The sequence below is a fragment of the Mesorhizobium sp. RSR565B genome (genome assembly GCF_054719465.1).
In genome coordinates, this window is the sequence record NZ_JBTTIE010000001.1 from 667,172 (window position 1) to 688,462 (window position 21,291).

Here is a 21,291-nt window from a genome sequence, read left to right on the forward strand (position 1 = left end):
CTCCGCAAACTGATGTGTTAAAAGCCTGTGGCCGTGCCGCAGGGTATAGTCAGGCCATTGCGCAGCGACAATGCTATTCTCCAATTGGGCTATCCATCCAGTTGGCTATTCATCCAGATTGGGCCAATCGTCTAAATTGAACCAATCCTCCAAATCGGTTTTTGGAACTTGCGGATTTTGCCGCTGTTTGGCAATCGTTCCATGGTTCGTCCACGCAGGCTGCCCTATGTCAGGGAAGCGAATCCCAACCGCGCAAGCGCATTGCATTGCGATATCTGGCAGGGAACCGTAGACTGGACGGCTGACGCTGGTGCGGCCGCATAAAAACGAGGAACATGGATGGGCGCCGGAGCCTTGACCAGGAGCATCGAACCCGCTGACGTCGAGCGCCAGCGTTGGCTGGCCTTGGCCGAAAAGGCGCTCGCCGGCGCCTCCTTCGAGGAAAAACTGGTCTCACATACCGACGATCAGATTCGCATCGAACCGCTCTACGATCGCGCCGCCGGCGCCGAGCCGCTTGTGCGCGCCAACCCCAAATTGCCCTGGATCGTCAGCCAGCGCATTGACGATCCCGATATCGGCCGCGCCAAGGCGCAGGCCCTGGACGATGTGGCACAAGGCGCGACGGGATTGTCGCTTGTCTTCGAGGGTGCTCCGAATGCGTTCGGCTATGGCCTGCCAAGGACGGCGCAGGCGCTGGAAACGGTGCTGGATGGCGTACCGCTCAACCGCACGCAGATCCGCATCGACGCCCATCCCTGGAGCCGTGCCGTCGCCGACTGGCTGGTGGCGTTCCTGAGCAAGCGCCGCTCCGACCCGGCAAAGCTGAACCTCTCCTTCGGCATCGACCCGGCGGCAATCTTTGCCGGAACCGGCCGGCTGCGCATGTCGATCGAGGCGTTGCAGGCATCGATGCCGCAATCGCTGGCGCATTTCTTCTCGCTGGGCGTGCCGGGTGTGCTGCTGGAGGCCGACGGGCGGGTGTTCCACAATGCCGGCGCCACGGAAGCGCAGGAACTCGGCACCATGCTCGCTTCCGCCGTGTCATACCTCAGGATGTTCGAGGATGCGCGCCAGCCGCTTGTCTATGCCGCTCCCCATATCGGCTTTGCGCTGAGCGTCGACCAGGACCAGTTCCTGTCGATGGCCAAGGTCCGGGCCTTGCGCAGGCTGTGGGCGCGCATCCAGGAAACCTGTTCCATCCCGGCATCGACAGCCAACATCCATGCCGAGACGTCGTTCCGCATGATGACGGCGGCGGATCCCGAAACCAACATCCTGCGCACCACCATCGCCAGCTTTGCAGCGGCAGCAGGCGGCGCGGACTCGATCTCCATCCTGGCACACACCATCGCCCTCGGGCTGCCGGCCGGCTTTGCCCGCCGCATCGCCCGCAATGCGCAGTTGATCATGGCCAATGAAAGCCATATCGACCATGTCGCCGACCCAGCATTTGGGTCGGGCGCAGTCGAGGCGCTGACCCTGGGCCTGTGCGAAGCGGCGTGGGAAGAGTTCCAGCGGATCGAAGCGGAAGGCGGCGTTCTGGCAAGCCTGCAGCAAGGGCATATCCAGAAGCGCGTGAAGGCAGCATCCGAGCGCCGCGCCGAGGCCTACCGGTCGGGTGAACGGGCAATCATCGGCACCACGCTTTACCCGCTGAAAAACGATGCCCCGGTCGAGACGCTGGCGGCTGAGCGGCGGCCGCCTTTCACAGAGGGCGTGGCGGTGTGCGAGGCGCTGTTTCCCGTCCGCATCGACCAGGCAATCGGAGCCGCACAGTGATCCCGGATTTCAGCCACATTGGCTGGTCGGCGCCACGGCGCGCGCCGGTCGAGGTCAAGGGCCAGCGGCTGACGCCGGAAGGCATCGCCGTCAAGCATCTCTACGGCCAGGGCGATCTCAAGGGGCTGCCGCATCTCGACACCTATCCGGGAATGCCGCCCTTCGTGCGCGGTCCCTACCCGACCATGTATGTCCAGCAGCCGTGGACGATCCGGCAATATGCCGGCTTCTCGACGGCCGAGGAATCCAACGCCTTCTACCGGCGCAATCTCGCCGCCGGCCAAAAGGGCCTTTCGGTCGCTTTCGATCTGCCCACACATCGCGGCTATGACAGCGACCATCCGCGTGTATCAGGCGATGTCGGCATGGCGGGCGTGGCCATCGATTCCATCCTCGACATGCGGCAATTGTTCGACGGCATCCCGCTCGACGAAATGACGGTGTCGATGACCATGAATGGCGCGGTGCTGCCGATCATGGCGCTCTATATCGTTGCGGCCGAAGAACAGGGCGTCGCGCAGAAGGATCTCGCCGGCACCATTCAGAACGACATTCTGAAAGAGTTCATGGTCCGCAACACCTACATCTATCCGCCGAAGCCCTCGATGCGGATCGTGTCTGACATCTTCTCCTATACCTCCCAGCACATGCCGAAGTTCAATTCGATCTCGATCTCCGGCTATCACATGCAGGAGGCCGGCGCGACCGCGGACCTGGAGCTCGCCTACACCATCGCCGACGGCATCGAATATGCCCGCGCCGGCGTCGCCGCCGGGCTCGACATCGACCGTTTCGCCCCGCGGCTTTCCTTCTTCTGGGCGATCGGCATGAACTTCTTCATGGAGATCGCCAAGCTCCGCGCGGCGCGCATGTTGTGGGCGACCCTGATGCAGAAGAATTTTGCACCGAAGGATGAACGCTCGCTGTCGCTGCGCACCCATTGCCAGACCTCCGGCTGGTCGCTGACGGCGCAGGACCCCTACAACAACATCACCCGCACCATGATCGAGGCGATGGCGGCGACGCAGGGACATACCCAGTCGCTGCACACCAACTCGTTCGACGAGGCGATGGCGCTGCCGACCGACCACTCGGCGCGCATCGCCCGCAACACGCAGTTGATCCTGCAGAAGGAATCCGGCACCACCCGCATCATCGATCCATGGGGCGGCTCGGCGTATGTCGAACGGCTGACGCATGATCTGGCGGCGCGTGCGCTCGCCCATATCGAAGAGGTCGAGGCGCTTGGCGGCATGGCGGCGGCAACCGAACAGGGCATTCCAAAACTGCGCATCGAGGAAGCGGCGGCGCGCACGCAGGCGCGTATCGATTCCGGCGAGCAGATACTGGTTGGCGTAAACGCGCATCGCCCCGAGAACAACATCGAGGTCGACGTGCTGAAGATCGACAATGCCGAGGTCAGGGCCCGACAGTTGTCGAAGCTGCAGAACCTCAAAGGCACGCGCAATGTCGGCGCGGTCGAGAGCGCGCTCGATGCGCTGACCCGCGCTGCGCAGGGTAACGGAAACCTGCTGGAATTTGCCATCCGCGCCGCGCGCGCCTATGCCACGGTCGGCGAGATCTCGCTGGCGCTGGAAAAGGTCTTTGGCCGTCACGTCGCCTCGGTGCAAACGATCTCCGGCGTTTATCGCAATGCGCTTGGCGACAATCTGACGGTCGGCCGATTGCTGGAGAAGCTCGAAGCTTTCGAGAAGAAGTCCGGCGGCAAGCCGCGCATCCTGGTCGCAAAGATGGGACAGGACGGCCACGACCGTGGCCAGAAGGTGATCGCCACGGCCTTCGCCGATCTCGGCTTCGACGTGACGGTCGGCGCGATGTTCCAGACACCCGACGAGATCGCCAGGCTGGCGGTGGCGCAGGACGTCCATATCATCGGCGCCTCGTCGCTGGCGGCGGGGCACCTGACACTGATCCCCGAATTGCGCGATGCGCTGAAGAAACTCGGCCACCCCGACATGCTGATCGTCGTCGGCGGCGTCATCCCGCCGCAGGATTACGGCGCAGTGCTGGAAGCGGGTGCCGCGGAAATCTTCCCGCCAGGGACGGTTATCCCGGAGGCTGCGGATCGGTTGCTGGACCGGCTGCTGGCGAGCTGATTGAAACAGTTGCACTGCTTATCAAAGTTGCGTTACAATATCGGGCGCAACCTATGGTATAGCTATGAACACCATCATTCACGGACTTGAGGACGGATCGGGCGTTGTAATCCTGCCGCGGGAAACGCTCGACAGCTTGAGCCTGCAAGTGGGCGATGAACTCCAGATCATCGAAACCACGACGGCATCATCCTAAGGCCGGTGCCGTGTGACGACGTCGAACGGCAAATACGTGCTGCTCGCGATGTCATGGACAAGTATGAGCCCGCGTTGCGAAAGCTGGCTGTGCAAATAGGGTGAGCTGGCGTCAGGCGTCCGACAGCTTGACAATTTCCCATTCCTTGCCGTTGACGCTTGCGACGTCGCCGACCTTCTTGCCGAACAGCGCCACGGCCATTGGCGAGACGTGTGAGATGCTGCCCTTTGAGGGGTCGGCCTCGTCCTCGCCGACGATCTTCCAGTGCACTTTCTTGCCGTCATCGCTTTCCAGCGTGACACCCATGCCGAAGCGCACCTGGTCGCTGCCCGGTTCCGGCACGGAAAGCTCGGCGCTTTCGCGGCGCGCTGTCCAGTAGCGCAGGTCGCGCGAGACGACGGCAATGCGCTCGCGATCGGCTTTTCGCTCGGCTTTCGCCAAAATGTCGCGCAGATCGGCCAGATTGTCCTCGATCATCGCCAGGCCGCGCTCCGTCACCAGATTGCGGTGTTGGCTGATCGGCCGCTCGCCGATGCCGGCAATGGCGTTTTCGCTGTCTTCCTCGCGGGTGAAAGCCCTGCTCATCGGATAAACTTAGGCCCGCTTCGGCGACTGTACAAGCCACTTGGCGGACCCGGTCATTGGTCGGACTATCGCCGAGCGGAGACCTATGCGGCTGGCCCAATTCCTGCGAAGAACCATTTCATCGCAGGGATCTGTGCCGATGTTGAACAGACGAACGCTTCTCAAGGGGACTGTCGGCTTTGCGGTGCTCGGCGTTTCGCTGGACAACGCCTTGGCGAAGACGGCAGCGCTTGGCTCGATCAATGCCGCCGAGCTTGGCGTGGAGCCGGACGCACCGGACGACCAGAGCAAGGCCTTCGCCACGATGCTAGCCGAGGCAAGCCAGCGCAATGCGCCGGTGTTCCTGCCGCCGGGCACCTATGTCGTGTCCAACCTGACCCTGCCCGCCCGCGTCAGGCTTTCGGGCGTGCCGGGCGCCTCGCGCATCCTCTATGGCGGCAATGGCCATTTGCTGACGGCCGAACAGGCCGAGCATATAGAGTTCACCGCATTGGTCTTCGACGGCGCCAACGGCGGGTTGGCCGACGATGCGCAAGGCCTGCTCGACCTGCGCCGCGTCGCCCATCTCGTCATTGACAATTGCACGATCACCGGCAGCGGCAAGCATGGGCTGGCGCTGGAGCATGCGTCGGGCCGCATCGAGCGGTCCGAGATTTCGGGGGCTGCGGACGCCGGCATCTACTCCGTCGAGGCCGCTGGCCTGGCGATATCCGACAACACCGTATCCGACTGTGGCAATGGCGGCATTCTTGTGCATCGCTGGCAGCAGGCCGAGGACGGCACGATCGTCAGCGGCAACCGCGTGCAGCGGATCGGCGCGCGCGGCGGCGGCACCGGGCAGAACGGCAATGGCATCAACGCCTTCCGTGCCGGCAATGTCTCGGTCACCGGCAACATCGTCTCGGACTGCGCCTTCTCGGCGATCCGCGCCAACAGTTCCAGCAATCTGCAGATGACCGGCAACACCTGCTCGCGGTCGGGCGAAACCGCGCTCTATTCCGAATTCTCCTTCGAAGGCGCCATCATCGGCAACAACATCGTCGATGGTGCCGCTAACGGCATCTCGATCGTCAATTTCAACGACGGCGGCCGTATGGGTGTCTGCTCAAACAACATCATGCGCAACCTCTCGACCACCGGCCCCTACCCCGCCGACGCGCCGGGCTTCGGCGTCGGTATCAGCGTCGAGGCCGACACCACCGTCTCGGGCAATGTCATCGAGAACGCGCCGCTCTACGGCATGCAGATCGGCTGGGGCGCTTATATGCGCAATGTTGTGGCGACGGGAAACATCATCCGTCAGGCCGGAACCGGCATCGCCGTCACTGTGGTAGAAGGCGCTGGAAACGCCATCATTTCCGACAACGTCATCGACGGCGCCAAGAACGGCGCCATCATCGGCCAGCGCTGGGCCGAACCGGCGACCGGCGACCTCGCGCGGTCGAGCGATAGCGGCTATGCGCACCTGACGGTCGAGCGAAACAGGGTCAGCTGAGCGTCGTCGTCGGCCGCAGCGAGCCGACCTTGGCGCCAATGCGGCTTTCGATCGGAGGATTGGCCCGCTCCAGAAGGTTCGCCGCCAGTGCGCCGTCGGCGCTGAGAAGTTTTGCCAGCACAGTGGCAATCATCACCTCGGCGGCGCGGCCGGCGCCGTCATCGCATTTTAGCGCGATGCCGAGGCCAAGCTCCGGAACGGCAGCGCAATAGACACCCTCGGCGCCCGTCTTGACGAATATGCGGCCGGGCGCGGCCTGCATCAGCGCCACATCCACTTTGCCGGTGCCGGCGACCAGGAAAGGCTCGGCCATACAGGCAGACAGCAGGCGTTTGGCCGCCTTGGCGCGCTCAGGGCCAAAGCTCCTGCCCGTCGCCATGCGGGCAAAGCCAAGGGCAAAACTTTTCAGCGGCACGGCATAGGTGGGAATCGAGCAGCCATCGGTTGCCCGGTGATCCGCATCGTGGGCAGCGCCGGTCACCGCCTGCATGGCGTCGCGCACCATCTCCTGCAAACCATGGCCTGCCTTGACGTAGCCTTGGTGGGCAATCCCTGAGTGCACGCAGGTGCAGAGAAATCCGGAATGCTTGCCCGAGCAATTGTTGTGCAGTGCGTTCGGCGAGACGCCTGTGCGGGCCAGTGCGATCGTCGCGTCGTGGCTCGACGGCCAATGCGCGCCGCATTCCAGCGCCGACTTGTCGAGCCCGGCCTTGGCCAGCATCGCCTGCGCCAGTTCGACATGCGCGGGTTCGCCCGAATGCGAAGCGCAGGCCAGCGCCAGTTCGCGGTCGCCCAAGCCGTACGCATCGGCAGCACCCGTTTCAACCAGCGGCAGCGCCTGGATCGCCTTGACCGCCGAGCGCGGAAACACCGGCCGCGCCGTATCGCCGATCTCCAGGACAGGCTTGCCGTCACCGTCGAAGATTGCGACAGCGCCGCGATGGACGCTCTCGACGATCGCGCCGCGCAAGACCTCGACCAGAACCGGATTTGTCATCACCACGCCCCAAAAATACGGGCCGCTTCTACCTGATCCGGTCGAGAATGGAAACGTAGTTGGCGACGGCAGCGCCACCCATGTTGAAGATGCCGCCGAGCTTTGCGCCCGGCACCTGGATGCCGCCGGCCTCGCCCGTCAACTGCATGGCAGATAAGACGTGCATCGACACGCCGGTGGCGCCGATCGGATGGCCCTTGGCCTTCAGGCCGCCCGAAGGATTGACCGGCAGCCTGCCGTCCTTGGCCGTCGTGCCGTCCAGCGCCAGCCTGGCGCCTTCGCCGGGCTTGGCCAGGCCCATCGCCTCATATTCGATCAATTCGGCGATGGTGAAGCAGTCATGTGTTTCGACGAAGGAGAGATCGTCGAGCGTCACGCCGGCCTTTTTCAGCGCCTGGTTCCAGGCCTGTTCGCAGCCTTCGAAGGACAGGATGTCGCGCTTCGACATCGGCAGGAAATCCTGGACATGCTCGTTGGCGCGGAAGGCGACGGCGCGGCGCATCTTCAGCGCCGTCGAGGTGTCGGTCAGCACAAGGGCGGCTGCACCATCGGAGACCAGCGAGCAGTCGGTGCGCTTCAGCGGACCGGCGACGAAGGGGTTCTTCTCGCTTTCCTGGCGGCAGAATTCGTAGCCGAAATCCTTGCGCATCTGCGCGTACGGATTGTCGACGCCGTTCTTGTGGTTCTTGGCGGCAATCATCGCCAGCGCGTCCGACTGGTCGCCATAACGCTGGAAATAGGCCTGCGCGATCTTGCCGAAGACGCCGGCAAAGCCGGCCGGCGTGTCGCCCTCCTCCGGCAGATAGGAAGCCTTGAGCAGGTTCTTGCCGATCTCGGGGCCGGGCGTCGTCGTCATCTGCTCGGCACCGACCACCAGCACGATGCGGGCGGCATTGGCGTCGATGGCGCGGATGCCTTGGCGGACCGCTGCCGAACCCGTGGCGCAGGCGTTCTCGACCCGCGTCGCCGGCTTGAAGCGCAGCCGGTCATCGGCCTGCAGCACCAGGCTGGCGGTAAAATCCTGAGGGGAGAAGCCGGCGTTGAAATGGCCGAGCACGATCTCGTCGACCTCGTCCGGGCCAATGCCGGCATGGTCGAGCGCGTCGACCGCGACCTTTGTGATCAGGCCCTCGAGCGTCTCGCCTTCAAGCTTGCCGAAGCGCGAATGCGCCCAGCCGACGATGCATCCGGTCATGGCAACCTCCGTTCGCCGCAAGCCTAACATGTCATAGCGCGGCATCAGCCTCTAATATTGTTCAACAGTGAACCGTTTTCCAGTCCAAGGGATGGGCCAGAGCGACACGATCGGTTGATCCGAGCGCGAGTTTTTTATTGATTGATCCGTCAATAAAAAATAATCTCTGTTTTGATCTGGATCTCCCCAATGCCGAAAGTCGGAATGGAACCGTTGCGCCGCAAGGCGCTCATCGACGCGACGATCTCGGCGATCGGCGAGCGCGGCTCGCTTGATGTGACCATGTCGGAGATCGCCGGCCGTGCCGGTGTATCCTCAGCCCTCGCCCATCATTATTTCGGCGCCAAGGACGAGCTCCTTCTGGCGACAATGCGGCACATTCTGGCCGAACTGACCATCGACATGCGGCGTGCCCTGCAATCCGCCGGCTCGCCGCGCGAACGCGTCTCGGCGGTGGTCGCCGTCAACTTCTCCGACATCCAGTTCCGGCCGGAAACCATCGCGGCCTGGCTCGCCTTTTATGTCGAGGCGCAGAAATCATCGGCCTTGCGCCGGCTGCTCAGGGTCTATGCGCGGCGGCTGCATTCCAACCTGATGAGCGGACTGATCGGCATACTGCCGCGCAACGAAGCCGACCGCGCGGCGGAAGCGGTCGCGGCGATGATCGACGGGCTGTACATCAGGCGCGCGCTGAAGGACGGCGTGCCGGATGCTCAAACCGCGATCGCGCTGGTCGAAGATTATCTCGAAATCAAACTCGGCGGGCGACAGACACAGTGACAGCCTCAGTGATATCAAGGCGACCCAACATCCTGATCGTCATGGTCGATCAGCTCAACGGCACGCTGTTTGCGGACGGGCCGGCGGACTTCCTGCATGTGCCGCATCTCAAGGCGCTGGCCGCACGCTCGGCGCGCTTCGGCAACAACTACACGGCCTCGCCGCTTTGCGCGCCGGGCCGCGCCGCCTTCATGAGCGGGCAATTGCCGTCGCGCATCCAGGTCTATGACAACGCCGCCGAATTCGCTTCCTCGATCCCGACCTATGCGCATCATCTGCGCGGCGCCGGCTACTACACTTGCCTATCGGGCAAGATGCATTTCGTCGGCCCTGACCAGTTGCACGGTTTCGAGGAGCGGCTGACCACCGACATCTATCCCGCCGATTTCGGCTGGACGCCGGATTACCGCAAGCCTGGCGAGCGCATCGACTGGTGGTATCACAATCTGGGCTCTGTCACCGGCGCCGGCGTTGCCGAGATCACCAACCAGATGGAGTATGACGACGAGGTCGCCTTCCACGCGGTGCAAAAACTTTACGATCTTGCCCGCACCTCCGAGGACGAGGCCAGCCGGCCCTGGTGCCTGACGGTTTCCTTCACCCACCCGCACGACCCCTATGTCGCACGGCGGCAATATTGGGATCTCTATGAAGACTGTCCGGCGCTTGAGCCGGAGGTGGGATTCATCCCCTATGCCAATCAGGACCCGCATTCGCAGCGGCTCTACCGGGCCAGCGACTACGACAGTTTCAACATCACACCCGAGCAGATCCGCCGCTCGCGGCGCGGCTACTACGCCAACATCTCCTATCTCGACGACAAGGTCGGCGAGATGGTGTCGGTGCTGGAACGCACGCGCATGCTGGACGACACGGTCGTCCTGTTCTGCTCCGACCATGGCGACATGCTTGGCGAGCGCGGCCTGTGGTTCAAAATGAACTTCTTCGAAGGTTCGGCGCGGGTGCCGCTGATGATCGCCGGCAAGGGTATTCCTGCCGGGCTGGTCGAGGCGCCGGTCTCCAACCTCGACGTGACGCCGACACTGTGCGATCTCGCCGGCATCGACATCTCTGCCATCGCGCCGTGGACCGATGGCCAGTCGCTGCTGCCGTTGCTTGATGGCGGACAGCGCACCGCGCCGGTGCTGATGGAATATGCCGCCGAGGGCTCCAACGCGCCGTTGGTGGCGATCCGCGACGGCCGCTACAAATTCATCCATTGCGAGATCGACCCGCCTCTTCTGTTCGATCTCGAAGCCGATCCGCAAGAACGCACCAATCTTGCCACCGATCCGGCGCATGCCGATCTGGTGGCGGCCTTCACGGGAGCCGTGCGAGCGCGCTGGGACATGACGGCATTCGATGCCGCGGTGCGCGTCAGCCAGGCGCGGCGCTGGGTGGTTTATCCCGTGCTGCGCAACGGCACGCATTACCCCTGGGAATTCCAGCCACTGCAGAAGGCGTCGGAACGCTACATGCGCAACCACATGAACCTCGACAATCTCGAGGAACAGAAACGCTTTCCGCGAGGCGAATGATGACAATTGTCCCCTCCCTCGAGCACCTCAGACAGGCCTATGCCGTGACGTCGAAGGCGACGCAGATCACGCCTTTGCTGGAATCGACAGCCTTGGCCAAGGAGACGGGTGCGGCCCGCGTCTTTATCAAGTCGGAATCGCTGCAATGGGCGGGATCGTTCAAGGTGCGCGGGGCCTATTGGCGGTTGAAGCGGCTGTCGCCGGATGAGGCCAGAAAAGGCGTCGTCGCCTACTCCTCCGGCAATTTCGCGCAAGGGTTGGCGGCTGCCGGCCAGGCGCTCGGCATTCCCGTCACCATCGTCATGCCGATCGACGCGCCGGCCGCCAAGCGCGATGCGACCGTAGGCTATGGCGCGCGCGTCGTGCTGACAGATCATGGCGAGCGCGCCCGTGAAGAGGTCGCAGCCGCCAAGGCCCGCGAGATTGCCGAGACCGAAGGGCTGGCGTTGCTGCATCCATTCGACGATCCGGAGATCGTTGCCGGCCAGGCCGGCGCCGGGCTCGAAGCGCTCGAACAACTCGAGGCAAAGGACGCCAGTGCCGACCTTCTGTTCTGCTCGGTCGGCGGTGGTGGGCTGATCGGCGGCGTCTCGCTCGCCTTCCACTATCTGTCGCCGGCAACCGAGATCATCGGCGTCGAACCGGAAGGCTTCAACGGCATGGGTTCATCGCTAGCGCATGGCGCCATCGAGACCATGCCGATCGCGCCGAAGTCGATCTGCGACGGGCTGATGTCGCGGCGGCCGGGCGACGCGCCGTTTGCGGCGGTCAAGACCGCCGGCGTGCGCGGCATCACCGTCGATGATGCCTCCGTGCGGCGGGCAATGAAGATCGCCTTCGAACGGATGAAGCTGGTGCTCGAGCCATCGGGCGCCGCCTCTCTGGCGGCGTTGCTCGGCGGCAAGGTGGATGTGACGGGTAAAGCGGTCCTGGTTGTGGCTACCGGCGGCAATGTCTCGCTCGCCGATTTTATTTCGCATATGAACGATGGGCGCATGTGAACCATGCTTGAAGCAGACTTCGTCATCATCGGCTCCGGCTCGGCCGGCTCGGCCATGGCCTACCGGCTGTCGGAAGACGGCAAGCATTCGGTGATCGTCATCGAGTTCGGCGGCACCGATATCGGGCCGCTGATCCAGATGCCGTCGGCGCTGTCGATCCCGCTCAACATGAGCCTTTACGACTGGGGCTTTGCCAGCGAACCGGAGCCGCATCTCGGCGGCCGCGTGCTGGCGACGCCACGCGGCAAGGTGATCGGCGGCTCGTCCTCGATCAACGGCATGGTCTATGTCAGGGGCCACGCACGCGACTTCGACCACTGGGCCGAACAGGGGGCGGCCGGCTGGGGCTTCGCCGACGTGCTGCCCTATTTCAAGCGCATGGAGGACAGTGACGGCGGCGAGGACGGCTGGCGCGGCCACGGCGGCCCGCTGCACGTCCAGCGTGGCCCGCGCAAGAATCCGCTCTACGGCGCCTTTGTCGAGGCCGGCCGCCAAGCCGGGTTCGAACTGACCGACGACTACAATGGCTCGAAGCAGGAAGGCTTCGGACCGATGGAGCAAACCATTCGCGGCGGCCGCCGCTGGTCGGCTGCGTCAGCCTATCTGAAGCCGGCGCTCAAGCGGCAAAATGTCAGCGTGATCAGAGGCTTCGCCCGCCGGGTGATCATCGAGAATCAGCGTGCCGTCGGAGTCGAGATCGAAGCTCACAAACAGATTCAGGTCGTTAAGGCACGACGTGAGGTGATCGTCGCCGCATCGTCGATCAATTCGCCCAAGATCCTGATGCTATCCGGTATCGGCCCGGCCGCGCATCTCACGGAGAACGGCATCCAGGTCGTGGCCGACCGGCCCGGTGTCGGCCGCAATCTGCAGGATCATATGGAGCTCTACATCCAGCAGGAATCGACCCAGCCGATCACGCTGAATTCGGTTCTCAACCCATTCTCCAAGACGCTGATCGGGGCGCAGTGGCTGTTGTTCAAGACCGGCCTCGGCGCCACCAACCATTTCGAGGCCGCGGCCTTCGTGCGCTCGCAGGCCGGTGTCGACTACCCCGATATCCAGTACCACTTCATCCCGGCGGCGGTGCGCTATGACGGCAAGGCGGCGGCGAAGGCGCATGGCTTCCAGGCGCATGTCGGGCCGATGCGGTCGAAGTCGCGCGGTTCGGTGACGCTGCGCTCGCCCGACCCGAAAGCGACGCCGGTCATCCGCTTCAACTACATGTCGCATCCAGACGACTGGACCGAGTTCCGCCACTGCATCCGGCTGACCCGCGAGATCTTCGGCCAGAAGGCTTTTGACGGCTTTCGCGGCAAGGAAATCTCGCCGGGTTCGCACGTCCAGTCGGACGAGGATCTCGACGCCTTCATCCGCGATCATGCCGAGAGTGCCTACCACCCGTGCGGCACGTGCAAGATGGGCCGCGCCGACGACATCATGAGCGTGGTCGATCCGGAGTGCCGGGTCATCGGCGTCGACGGCCTGCGCGTCGCCGACTCCTCGATCTTCCCGCGGGTGACCAACGGCAACCTCAACGCGCCGTCGATCATGACCGGCGAGAAGGCCTCCGACCACATTCTCGGCCGCACGCCGCTGGCGCCATCCAACCAGGAACCCTGGATCAATCCGCGCTGGCAGGTGGCGGATCGATAGGGCATTGTCCGGCCAAGACCATTGGAGAATTCATATGCGCGCCCAGCCAACGGCATCGCACTATGTCAACGGCCGCTACATCGAGGACGAAGGCGGCGCGCCGCTGCCGGTGATCTATCCGGCGACCGGCGAGATCATCGCCACCTTGCATTCGGCGACGCCGAACGTGCTGGAACTCGCCATCGAAGCTGCGCGGGCCGCACAACCGGCCTGGGCGCGGATGAAGCCGGTCGAGCGTGGCCGCATCCTGCGCCGCGCCGCCGACATTTTGCGCGCGCGCAACGCCGATCTGGCGCGGATCGAGACGCTCGACACCGGCAAAGCGATCCAGGAGACGCTGGTGGCGGATGCACTATCGGCCGCCGACTGCCTCGAATATTTCGGCGGCGCGGTTGCCGCCTTCAACGGCGAGGCGATCGATCTTGGTGGACCTTTTGCCTATACGCGCCGCGAGGCGCTCGGTGTGTGCGTCGGCATCGGCGCCTGGAACTATCCGATCCAGATCGCCGGCTGGAAATCCGCCCCGGCGCTCGCCATGGGCAACGCCATGGTATTCAAGCCTTCGGAGAACACGCCGCTGTCGGCGCTGGCGCTGGCCGAGATCTACTCAGAGGCGGGCCTGCCCGACGGGCTGTTCAACGTCGTGCAAGGCTATGGCGAAGTCGGCGCCGGCCTCGTCGGCCATGATGTCGTTGCCAAGGTTTCGGTGACCGGCTCGGTGCCGACCGGCCGCAAGGTGCTGTCGCTCGCCGGTTCGAAGATGAAGCATGCGACGATGGAACTCGGCGGCAAGTCGCCGCTGATCGTGTTCGACGATGCCGATCTCGAAAACGCCATCGGCGGCGCCATGCTCGGCAATTTCTATTCGAGCGGGCAGATCTGCTCCAACGGCACGCGTGTTTTCGTACAAAGCGGCATCCATGACCGCTTCGTCGACCGGCTGGTCGAGCGGACGAAAAAGATCCGCATCGGCGATCCGCTCGATCCTGAGACGCAGATGGGGCCGCTGGTCAACAAGGCGCAGCAGGAGAAGGTCGTTTCCTACATCGCGGCCGGCAGGCAGGATGGAGCAACGCTCGCCTGCGGTGGCAACGTGCCGTCGCTGCAAGGGTTCGATGGCGGCTTCTTTGTAGAGCCAACCGTGTTCACCGGTGTCACCGATACGATGCGCATTGCGCGCGAGGAGATTTTCGGGCCGGTGATGAGCGTGCTGAAGTTCGACGGCGAGGACGAGGTGATCGACCGCGCCAACGACACCGAATTCGGCCTCGCCGCCGGCGTCTTCACCCGCGACCTGCAGCGCGCCCATAGGGTCATCGCCGAACTGCAGGCCGGCACCTGCTGGATAAACGCCTACAATCTGACGCCGGTGGAAATTCCGTTTGGCGGGGTGAAGCAATCCGGCATCGGGCGCGAGAACTCGCTGGCGGCTTTAGCGCTCTATTCGCAGCTGAAGGCGGTGTATGTCGAGACCGGGGATGTAGCGAGCCCGTATTGAGGGTTGAAAGCGAAGTGACAGCTGATCTCCCCCCTTGCGGGGGAGATGGCCGGCAGGCCAGAGGGGGGTGTGACGGATCGCCAACCTTTGGTCTGATCTTCGAGTAGCTGAGACGTCGGCGGGACAGCACCCCCCTCTGCCTTGCCAGGCATCTCCCCCGCAAGGGGGGAGATTGGCAGCTCCAACGCTTCACCCCTTCTGCGCTGTCCCATCAAGATACTGCGTCAGCGCGCAGACCAGATGATAGAAGATGCTGGCCGGCACGTCCGATGCCAAGGAGCGGCCGCGTTCGTCGATGCGGTCGATCCACAGGCCGAGCGGCGCCGGGTCGATGTGCCAGCGGAATAGCCGGCCGACGCGCGCCTCGATTTCGGGCTTGAGGTCGGGACCGCCCGAGCCATCCAGCGCAATCGCCGCCTTGATCGCTTCCGCCTGCGGCCAGCTGCGCGATACGAGGTCGAGCGGCAGGCCCTGCCGGGAGACCGCACCGTAGGCAAGGCCGGTGGCGCGGTTGAGGCCGTTGGCGATGGCCGAGGCGTAGAGCTTGCGGGCAAAATTGCTCAACTCGCCCTGGCCGCTGCGGGCGACGAAATCGGTGAGCAGCGAGGCCCATTCGAAATGATGGCCGGGCTCGGTCCATGTGCCCTTCTCGCCGGCGGCCGGCTTCCACCCGGCGTCGAAATATTCGCCCAGCGTCCAGCTCTCGGCATCGAAGAAATGACTGCGGAAAAGGTCGATGATGCGCGCGGCGCGGCGCAGATAGGTGCGGTCGCCGGTCGCCTCATACCAGGCGAGGAAGGCCTCGAGCAGATGCATATGCGGGTTGGAGCGCCGCTCGCCCTCCCCGTCCGACGTCTCGAGGAAACCGGTCATGCGGCTGTCCTCGAGATGCGCGTCGAGGAACACGAAGGTCTCCTGGCCCAGCCGCAGCGCATCCGGATTGCCGCACATATGCGCATGCGCCAGCGCCAGCAGCACGCAGGAATGGTCGTAGGCATCCTCGGTTGGGTCGGCGACGGAGCCGTCGACATTGAGCGTGCGCACCCAGCCGCCCCGGTCCGTGCGGCCCTTGCCGGCCATGAAGGCGATGCCATGGGAGATCAGGCGATCGGCTGGACCGTCCCAGCCGCGGGCCTTGGCAACGGCGAAGGCGTAGACTTGCCTCGCCGTCGTGCGCATGCGCTTGGGCTTCAACAGCGCCTCGCCGTGGAAGCCGAGCGCCTCGTGGAAGCCGCCATGACGCTCATCGACGCCTGAAGTCGACCAAAGCGGCAAGGTCTCCTCGAACAGCCAGTGATGCACGCGCCGACGCCAGGCGCCGCTCTCGATGACGCGGTCGTGTGCCGGCGTAAACCTGGTTTCCAGCCGTCCCGATTTCTCCAGCTGCTCGACGATCTTCTTGACGTGCTGGCTGTGACTGACCGGGGCAACGAAGGTGGCGTCCGCGGTCGAGACGATGGCGACATCCTTCATGCCGATCGCCGACAAAAGCCGGCCGTCGCTGCGGATGTAGGAGTTCTCGCAATCGATGGCGACGACATCGCCGACGACGACATTGCCCTTGGCGTCGGCAGGGCCGACATCAAGCAGCGACTGCCAGGAGCCGAGGTCGTTCCAGCGGAAGCCGGCCGGCACCATCGCGATGTCCTTGGCCCGTTCCATGATGGCGTAGTCGATCGAGTTCGACGGGATGGCGGCGTAGAGGTCGAGCGGCATATAGAGGCCGGACAGGTCGCTCGTTGCCGCCTTGTAGGCGGTTTCGGTGGCCTGCCAGATGTCGGGTTGGAAGGTGGCGAAGGCGTCGCGCATGGCGCCGGCGCGAAACAGGAAAATGCCGGTGTTCCAGTAGAAGGTGCCCGCACTGAGATAGCTCTGCGCAGTGGCGAGGTCGGGCTTTTCGACGAAGCGCGACACGTCGAAGACGCCGCCGCTTTCGGCTGCGACTTCGATATACCCATAGCCGGTCTCGGGCTGCGCCGGCTTGATGCCGAACACCACCAGACGGCCGGCAAGCGCTGCCTGGCTGCCCGCCTCGACGCTCTGCCAGAACTGCTTGGGCGTGGCGATTTCGTGGTCTGACGGCACCACCAGCACCAGGCTGTCGCCGAACTCCGACAATGTGCGCAGCGCGGCCAGCGCCACGGCGGCAGCCGTGTTGCGCCCGGTCGGCTCGAACAGCGGGCCACCGCCGGCGAGGTCGAGTCCGGCAAGGTCGGCATGGACACGCTCGGCATGGCGCTCGGCGGCGATCAGGAAGATCGGCGTCTCACCTTCCGGCCGCGCCGTCAGCCGGCGCAAGGTCTTGGCCAGCATCGAGCCGTCGCCGGAGAGATCGTGGAACTGTTTCGGGTTGTCCTCGCGTGACAGCGGCCACAGCCGCGAGCCGACACCGCCGCTCATGACAAAACTGACGATGCGCTCGCTCATGAAAGGTCCAATCAGAACGTCTGGTTGTAAGCGCCGACTTCGGGGCTGCGGCGCAGCACGGCGTCGACCGCCTCGAACATCTGCCGGCGGCGCTCGGACGATACCGGGCTTTCGACAACCACGACAAGCTCCGGCTTGTTCGACGACGCCCGCACCAGCCCCCAGGTGCCATCCTCGGCCACGACGCGCACGCCGTTGACGGTGATCAGCTCGGCGATCTTCTGGCCGGCAAAAGTCTTGCCGGCGCGCTGCATCGCCTGGAAGTCCGCCACCACCCGATCGACCACGCCGTATTTCACATCGTCGGCGCAATGCGGCGACATGGTCGGCGTGCCGAAGGTCAGCGGCAGCGCGCGATAGAGATCGGCCATCGAACTTGTGGGGTTGCGGACGAGCATCTCACATATGGCTATTGCCGTGATGAGACCGTCATCATAGCCGCGGCCGATCGGCGGATTGAAGAAGAAATGGCCCGACTTCTCGAAGCCGGCGACGGCGCCAAGCTCGGCGACGCGGCGCTTGATGTAGGAATGGCCGGTCTTCCAGTAATCTGTCTTCGCGCCGTTGCCACGCAAAACGCTGTCGGTGTTGAACAGGCCGGTCGATTTGACATCGACGACGAAGGTCGAGCCGGGATGCTGGCTGGAGATATCGCGCGCGAGCATGACGCCGACCTTGTCGGCGAAGATCTCGTTGCCCTCATTGTCGACCACGCCGCAACGGTCGCCGTCGCCGTCGAAGCCCAGCCCGACATCGGCGCCGGTCTCCAGAACCTTGTCGCGGATGGCATGCAGCATCTGCATGTCTTCCGGGTTCGGGTTATAGCGCGGAAAACTGTGGTCGAGCTCGACATCGAGCGGGATCACCTCGCAGCCGATGCGCTCCAGCGCCTGCGGCGCGAAGGCGCCGGCGGTGCCGTTGCCGCAAGCCGCCACAACCCTGATCTTGCGCGCGATGCGCTTGTCCTGGGTCAGGTCGTCGAGATAGGTCTCGCGAAAACCGGAGACGAATTCGTAAGAGCCGCCGCCGGCGAGATCGAAATCGCCCGACAGCACGATCTGTTTCAGGGCGCTCATCTCCTCCGGTCCGAAGGTGAGCGGCCTCGCCGCACCCATCTTGACTCCGGTCCAGCCATTCTCGTTGTGCGATGCCGTGACCATGGCGACGGAAGGCGCGTCGAGCGCGAACTGGGCGAAATAGGCCATGGGCGACAGCGCCAGGCCAATGTCTTTCACCTTTGCGCCCGCAGCCATCAGGCCGGAAACCAGCGCCAGCTTGATGGCAAGCGAATAGGAACGGAAATCATGCCCGGTGACGATGTCGGGCCCGGCGCCAAGACGGCGGATCAAAGTGCCCAGGCCCATGCCCAGCGCCTGGACGCCGATCAGGTTCAGGTCCGGCGGTTGCGTCGAACCGGCATGGCCAAACCACCAGCGCGCGTCGTATTCGCGAAAGCCGGACGCCTTGATCAGCGCTTCGGTTTCGAATTCGAAGCTGTTGGGCCGGGCGTCGCCTACGATTTTCAGGGGCAAGGCAGCAAAGCTCCAGATGGCGAAAACGCGATTTATCGAGGCTGCGACTTAGCACACAAGGCTTTAAGCCGGGTTTATCCCGGGAGGGAAAGCCAAGCTTTGCGGCAATGCCCAACGAAAGCCAACGAAATGCGACAGAAGCGCTGCCATTGCCGCTTGCAGGAACGGTATGTGGCAGCTATAAGCCCGCGGTCTGGTCACGGAGTGTAGCGCAGCCTGGTAGCGCACCTCGTTCGGGACGAGGGGGTCGCAGGTTCAAATCCTGCCACTCCGACCAGAAAAAACAGACACTTAGGTGTTTGTTCTCCCGACCCACAAGATAGCTTGATGCAAACCGGCTGCGTCGGCGTCGCTGTCAGCATGGTGTTTTGACGCGACAACCTTCCGCGCTACCTCGATAATAGGAATGCCGCCGAGACAGCGGCCGGAACGAGGTTTGCGGAAGATGAATTTGTTGATTTCAAGCCGGCTGTCAGCGCTGCTCGCTTTGTCCCTGGCGGCAGGCTGCTCATCGCTGGGCAGCGCGGTGAACCCGGCGAAATACGACAGCATGACATGCGCCGAGCTCAACACCGCCGTAGGCGATACCGCGCGCGACATCTCGCAAACCGCCATCACCCGCGGCAAGGTCGCCAACACCAGCGTGCCGAACTGGCTGCTCGGCGGGGCACGCGTCAAGAGCGCCGTCGCCAACCGCGAGACGGCCAGGATCGAACGGCTGAAAGAGCGCGAGGCGGCCATTGTCGCCACGAGGACCAGCCGATGCCCCAGGTCAGCGGGCTGAGCGATTCGGCCCTGCCCTGTTGATTAACCTCACGCGACTATCTCAAGCACTCAACCGGAACCGGGTCACATCGATCGCCGCAGCCATCAGCGTCTGGGTGTAGGCGGCCTGCGGGTTGCTGAAGATCTCTTCCGTCGGGCCTTCCTCGACGATCTTGCCCTGCCTCATGACGATGATGTAGTCGGCCATGGCGCGCACCACGGAGAGATCGTGGCTGATGAAGAGGTAGGACAGTTCGTGGTCGGCCTGCAGCTTGCGCAGCAATTCGACGATCTGCTTCTGCACCGAGCGGTCGAGCGCCGAAGTCGGCTCGTCCAGCACCACCAGTTTGGGCTTCAGGATCACGGCACGCGCGATGGCGATGCGCTGGCGCTGGCCGCCGGAGAATTCGTGCGGGTAGCGGTTGCGTGCGTTGGGGTCGAGGCCGACCTCGAGCAAGGCCTCGACGGCGCGCTGATCGCGTTGCTTACCTGACAGGTTCGGCTCATGCACCAGAAGCCCTTCGGTGATGATCTGGCCGACGGTCATGCGCGGCGACAGCGAGCCGAACGGATCCTGGAAGACGAGTTGCATCTCACGTCGCAGCGGCCGCATCGCCTGGCGGTCGGCGGTGGAGATGTCGCGGTCGCCGAAGCGGATGACACCGTCGCTGGGCAACAGGCGCAGAAGTGCGCGGCCGAGCGTCGATTTTCCCGAACCGGATTCGCCGACTATACCGATGGTCTGGTTGCGCTTCAGCCGGATCGAAATGTGATCGACGGCGCGTAGCAGCAGCGGTTCGCCGGCAAGGAAGCCGCCGCCGATCTTGAAGGTCACTTCGACATTGCGGCCCTCCAGCAGCACAGGAGCGCTGGACGGCGGCGCCGCCTTGGTGCCGGTCGGTTCGGCGGCCAGCAGCATTTTGGTATAGGCATGCTGCGGGTTGGCGAAAAGTGCTTCCGCCTCGCCTTCCTCGACCACCTCGCCATAGCGCATGACATAGACGCGGTCGGCAAAGCGCCGGACGATGCCGAGATCGTGGGTGATAAAGACGATGGCCATGCCGAGCTTGCGCTGCAGTTCGGCGAGCAGCACCAGGATCTGCGCCTGGATGGTGACGTCGAGCGCCGTCGTCGGCTCGTCGGCGATCAGGATGTCGGGGTCGTTGGCCAATGCCATGGCGATCATGACGCGCTGGCGCTGGCCACCCGACATTTCGTGCGGATAGGATTTCATCCGCCGCTCGGGATCGGGGATATGCACCAGCCTGAGCAACTTGAGCGCCTCGTTCCGTGCCTCGGCTGCGTTCAGCCCGCGGTGCTTGCGGATCGGTTCGATAAGCTGGTTGCCGATCGAATAGAGCGGATCGAGCGAGGTCATCGGCTCCTGGAAGATCATGCTGATCTTGGCGCCGCGCACCTTGTTGAGGTCGGGCTTGCTCATGGTCAAAAGGTTGCGGCCGCGATAATCGACGTGACCCGTCGCCTCGCCGTTGGACGCCAGCAGGCTCATCGCCGCCATCATGGTCTGGCTCTTGCCGGATCCGGATTCGCCGACCACGGCAACGGTTTCACCTGCCTTGACGTGGATGTTGATGCCCTTGACCGCTTCGACCGCGCCGTCGAGCGTGCGGAAGCGGACGCGAAGGTCCTTGACGCTGAGGATCGTTTCGGGCGTTTCCATCGCAACGGTCCCCATCTTATCGGTCCCCATCTTTATCGGTCCCATC

At 64.1% G+C, this 21,291-nt stretch carries 16 protein-coding genes and 1 tRNA gene; 11 read left to right on the forward strand and 6 right to left on the reverse strand.

Annotated elements, in window-relative coordinates; genetic code table 11:
- The first annotated feature begins 339 nt into the window (after positions 1–339).
- The 3 genes from ACYG9R_RS03380 (at position 340) to ACYG9R_RS03390 (ending at position 4,095) form a co-directional block, all read left to right on the forward strand.
- Entirely contained in the window at positions 340–1,782 is a 1,443-nt protein-coding gene (locus ACYG9R_RS03380; protein WP_027050027.1) for a methylmalonyl-CoA mutase subunit beta, read from the forward strand.
- On the forward strand, positions 1,779–3,899 hold the full coding sequence (gene scpA / locus ACYG9R_RS03385; protein ID WP_023821052.1) for a methylmalonyl-CoA mutase: 2,121 nt from the start codon (positions 1,779–1,781) through the stop codon (positions 3,897–3,899). Before ACYG9R_RS03380 ends, scpA begins: the two co-directional genes overlap by 4 nt.
- Before the next feature lie 64 nt (positions 3,900–3,963).
- A complete protein-coding gene (locus ACYG9R_RS03390; protein WP_023732052.1) occupies positions 3,964–4,095 on the forward strand; it encodes an AbrB/MazE/SpoVT family DNA-binding domain-containing protein in 132 nt (43 codons plus the stop codon).
- Between the two features lie 111 nt (positions 4,096–4,206).
- On the opposite strand, the gene greA is transcribed toward ACYG9R_RS03390, so the two are convergent.
- Positions 4,207–4,680 (reverse strand): transcription elongation factor GreA, encoded by a 474-nt coding sequence (gene greA, locus ACYG9R_RS03395; protein ID WP_023670749.1) that lies wholly within the window; start codon positions 4,678–4,680, stop codon positions 4,207–4,209.
- A 139-nt stretch (positions 4,681–4,819) separates the two neighbouring features.
- Here greA and ACYG9R_RS03400 point away from each other — a divergent pair, with 139 nt between their 5' ends.
- The gene (locus ACYG9R_RS03400; protein ID WP_023698160.1) at positions 4,820–6,175 is read left to right on the forward strand and encodes a TIGR03808 family TAT-translocated repetitive protein; all 1,356 of its coding nucleotides are present in this window, start codon (positions 4,820–4,822) and stop codon (positions 6,173–6,175) included.
- On the opposite strand, the gene ACYG9R_RS03405 is transcribed toward ACYG9R_RS03400, so the two are convergent.
- Positions 6,168–7,172 (reverse strand): asparaginase, encoded by a 1,005-nt coding sequence (locus ACYG9R_RS03405; protein WP_023735549.1) that lies wholly within the window; start codon positions 7,170–7,172, stop codon positions 6,168–6,170. The two genes, ACYG9R_RS03400 and ACYG9R_RS03405, sit on opposite strands and share 8 nt — an antisense overlap.
- Before the next feature lie 28 nt (positions 7,173–7,200).
- On the reverse strand, positions 7,201–8,367 hold the full coding sequence (locus ACYG9R_RS03410) for an acetyl-CoA acetyltransferase (RefSeq protein ID WP_023824211.1): 1,167 nt from the start codon (positions 8,365–8,367) through the stop codon (positions 7,201–7,203).
- A 189-nt stretch (positions 8,368–8,556) separates the two neighbouring features.
- On the opposite strand from ACYG9R_RS03410, the gene betI reads away from it, so the two are divergent.
- Genes betI through betB form a run of 5 tightly spaced genes read left to right on the forward strand, consistent with a single transcriptional unit; the run spans position 8,557 to position 14,840 of the window.
- Entirely contained in the window at positions 8,557–9,147 is a 591-nt protein-coding gene (gene betI / locus ACYG9R_RS03415) for a choline-binding transcriptional repressor BetI (RefSeq protein WP_023670745.1), read from the forward strand.
- Positions 9,148–9,155: 8 nt separating this feature from the next.
- Positions 9,156–10,685, forward strand: a complete 1,530-nt coding sequence (betC, locus tag ACYG9R_RS03420; protein WP_023824212.1) for a choline-sulfatase — start codon at positions 9,156–9,158, stop codon at positions 10,683–10,685.
- Positions 10,682–11,686, forward strand: coding sequence for a threonine/serine dehydratase (locus ACYG9R_RS03425; protein ID WP_023824213.1), 1,005 nt, complete (start codon positions 10,682–10,684; stop codon positions 11,684–11,686). The genes betC and ACYG9R_RS03425 overlap by 4 nt, the downstream gene beginning before the upstream one ends.
- A gap of 3 nt (positions 11,687–11,689) precedes the next feature.
- On the forward strand, positions 11,690–13,342 hold the full coding sequence (gene betA, locus ACYG9R_RS03430) for a choline dehydrogenase (RefSeq protein WP_023824214.1): 1,653 nt from the start codon (positions 11,690–11,692) through the stop codon (positions 13,340–13,342).
- A 34-nt stretch (positions 13,343–13,376) separates the two neighbouring features.
- Positions 13,377–14,840 carry a betaine-aldehyde dehydrogenase gene (gene betB, locus ACYG9R_RS03435; protein WP_023824215.1) on the forward strand — a complete coding sequence of 488 codons (1,464 nt, stop codon included), beginning with the start codon at positions 13,377–13,379 and terminating at the stop codon, positions 14,838–14,840.
- A 189-nt stretch (positions 14,841–15,029) separates the two neighbouring features.
- Here the strand turns inward: betB and ACYG9R_RS03440 are convergent, their stop codons facing one another.
- Complete coding sequence (locus ACYG9R_RS03440; RefSeq protein WP_023824216.1) at positions 15,030–17,267, reverse strand: mannose-1-phosphate guanylyltransferase/mannose-6-phosphate isomerase; 2,238 nt, start codon at positions 17,265–17,267, stop codon at positions 15,030–15,032.
- An 11-nt stretch (positions 17,268–17,278) separates the two neighbouring features.
- Positions 17,279–18,799 (reverse strand): phosphomannomutase/phosphoglucomutase, encoded by a 1,521-nt coding sequence (locus ACYG9R_RS03445; RefSeq protein WP_023824217.1) that lies wholly within the window; start codon positions 18,797–18,799, stop codon positions 17,279–17,281.
- 200 nt (positions 18,800–18,999) lie between these two features.
- Between ACYG9R_RS03445 and ACYG9R_RS03450 the strand changes: the two genes are divergently transcribed.
- Together ACYG9R_RS03450 and ACYG9R_RS03455 are read left to right on the forward strand one after the other, a co-directional pair.
- Positions 19,000–19,076, forward strand: a tRNA-Pro gene (locus ACYG9R_RS03450).
- 168 nt (positions 19,077–19,244) lie between these two features.
- Positions 19,245–19,583: a hypothetical protein gene (locus ACYG9R_RS03455; RefSeq protein ID WP_023705463.1), complete on the forward strand. Its 339-nt coding sequence runs from the start codon at positions 19,245–19,247 to the stop codon at positions 19,581–19,583.
- A 42-nt stretch (positions 19,584–19,625) separates the two neighbouring features.
- On the opposite strand, the gene ACYG9R_RS03460 is transcribed toward ACYG9R_RS03455, so the two are convergent.
- Positions 19,626–21,245 carry an ABC transporter ATP-binding protein gene (locus ACYG9R_RS03460; RefSeq protein ID WP_023705464.1) on the reverse strand — a complete coding sequence of 540 codons (1,620 nt, stop codon included), beginning with the start codon at positions 21,243–21,245 and terminating at the stop codon, positions 19,626–19,628.
- Positions 21,246–21,291 lie beyond the last annotated feature (46 nt).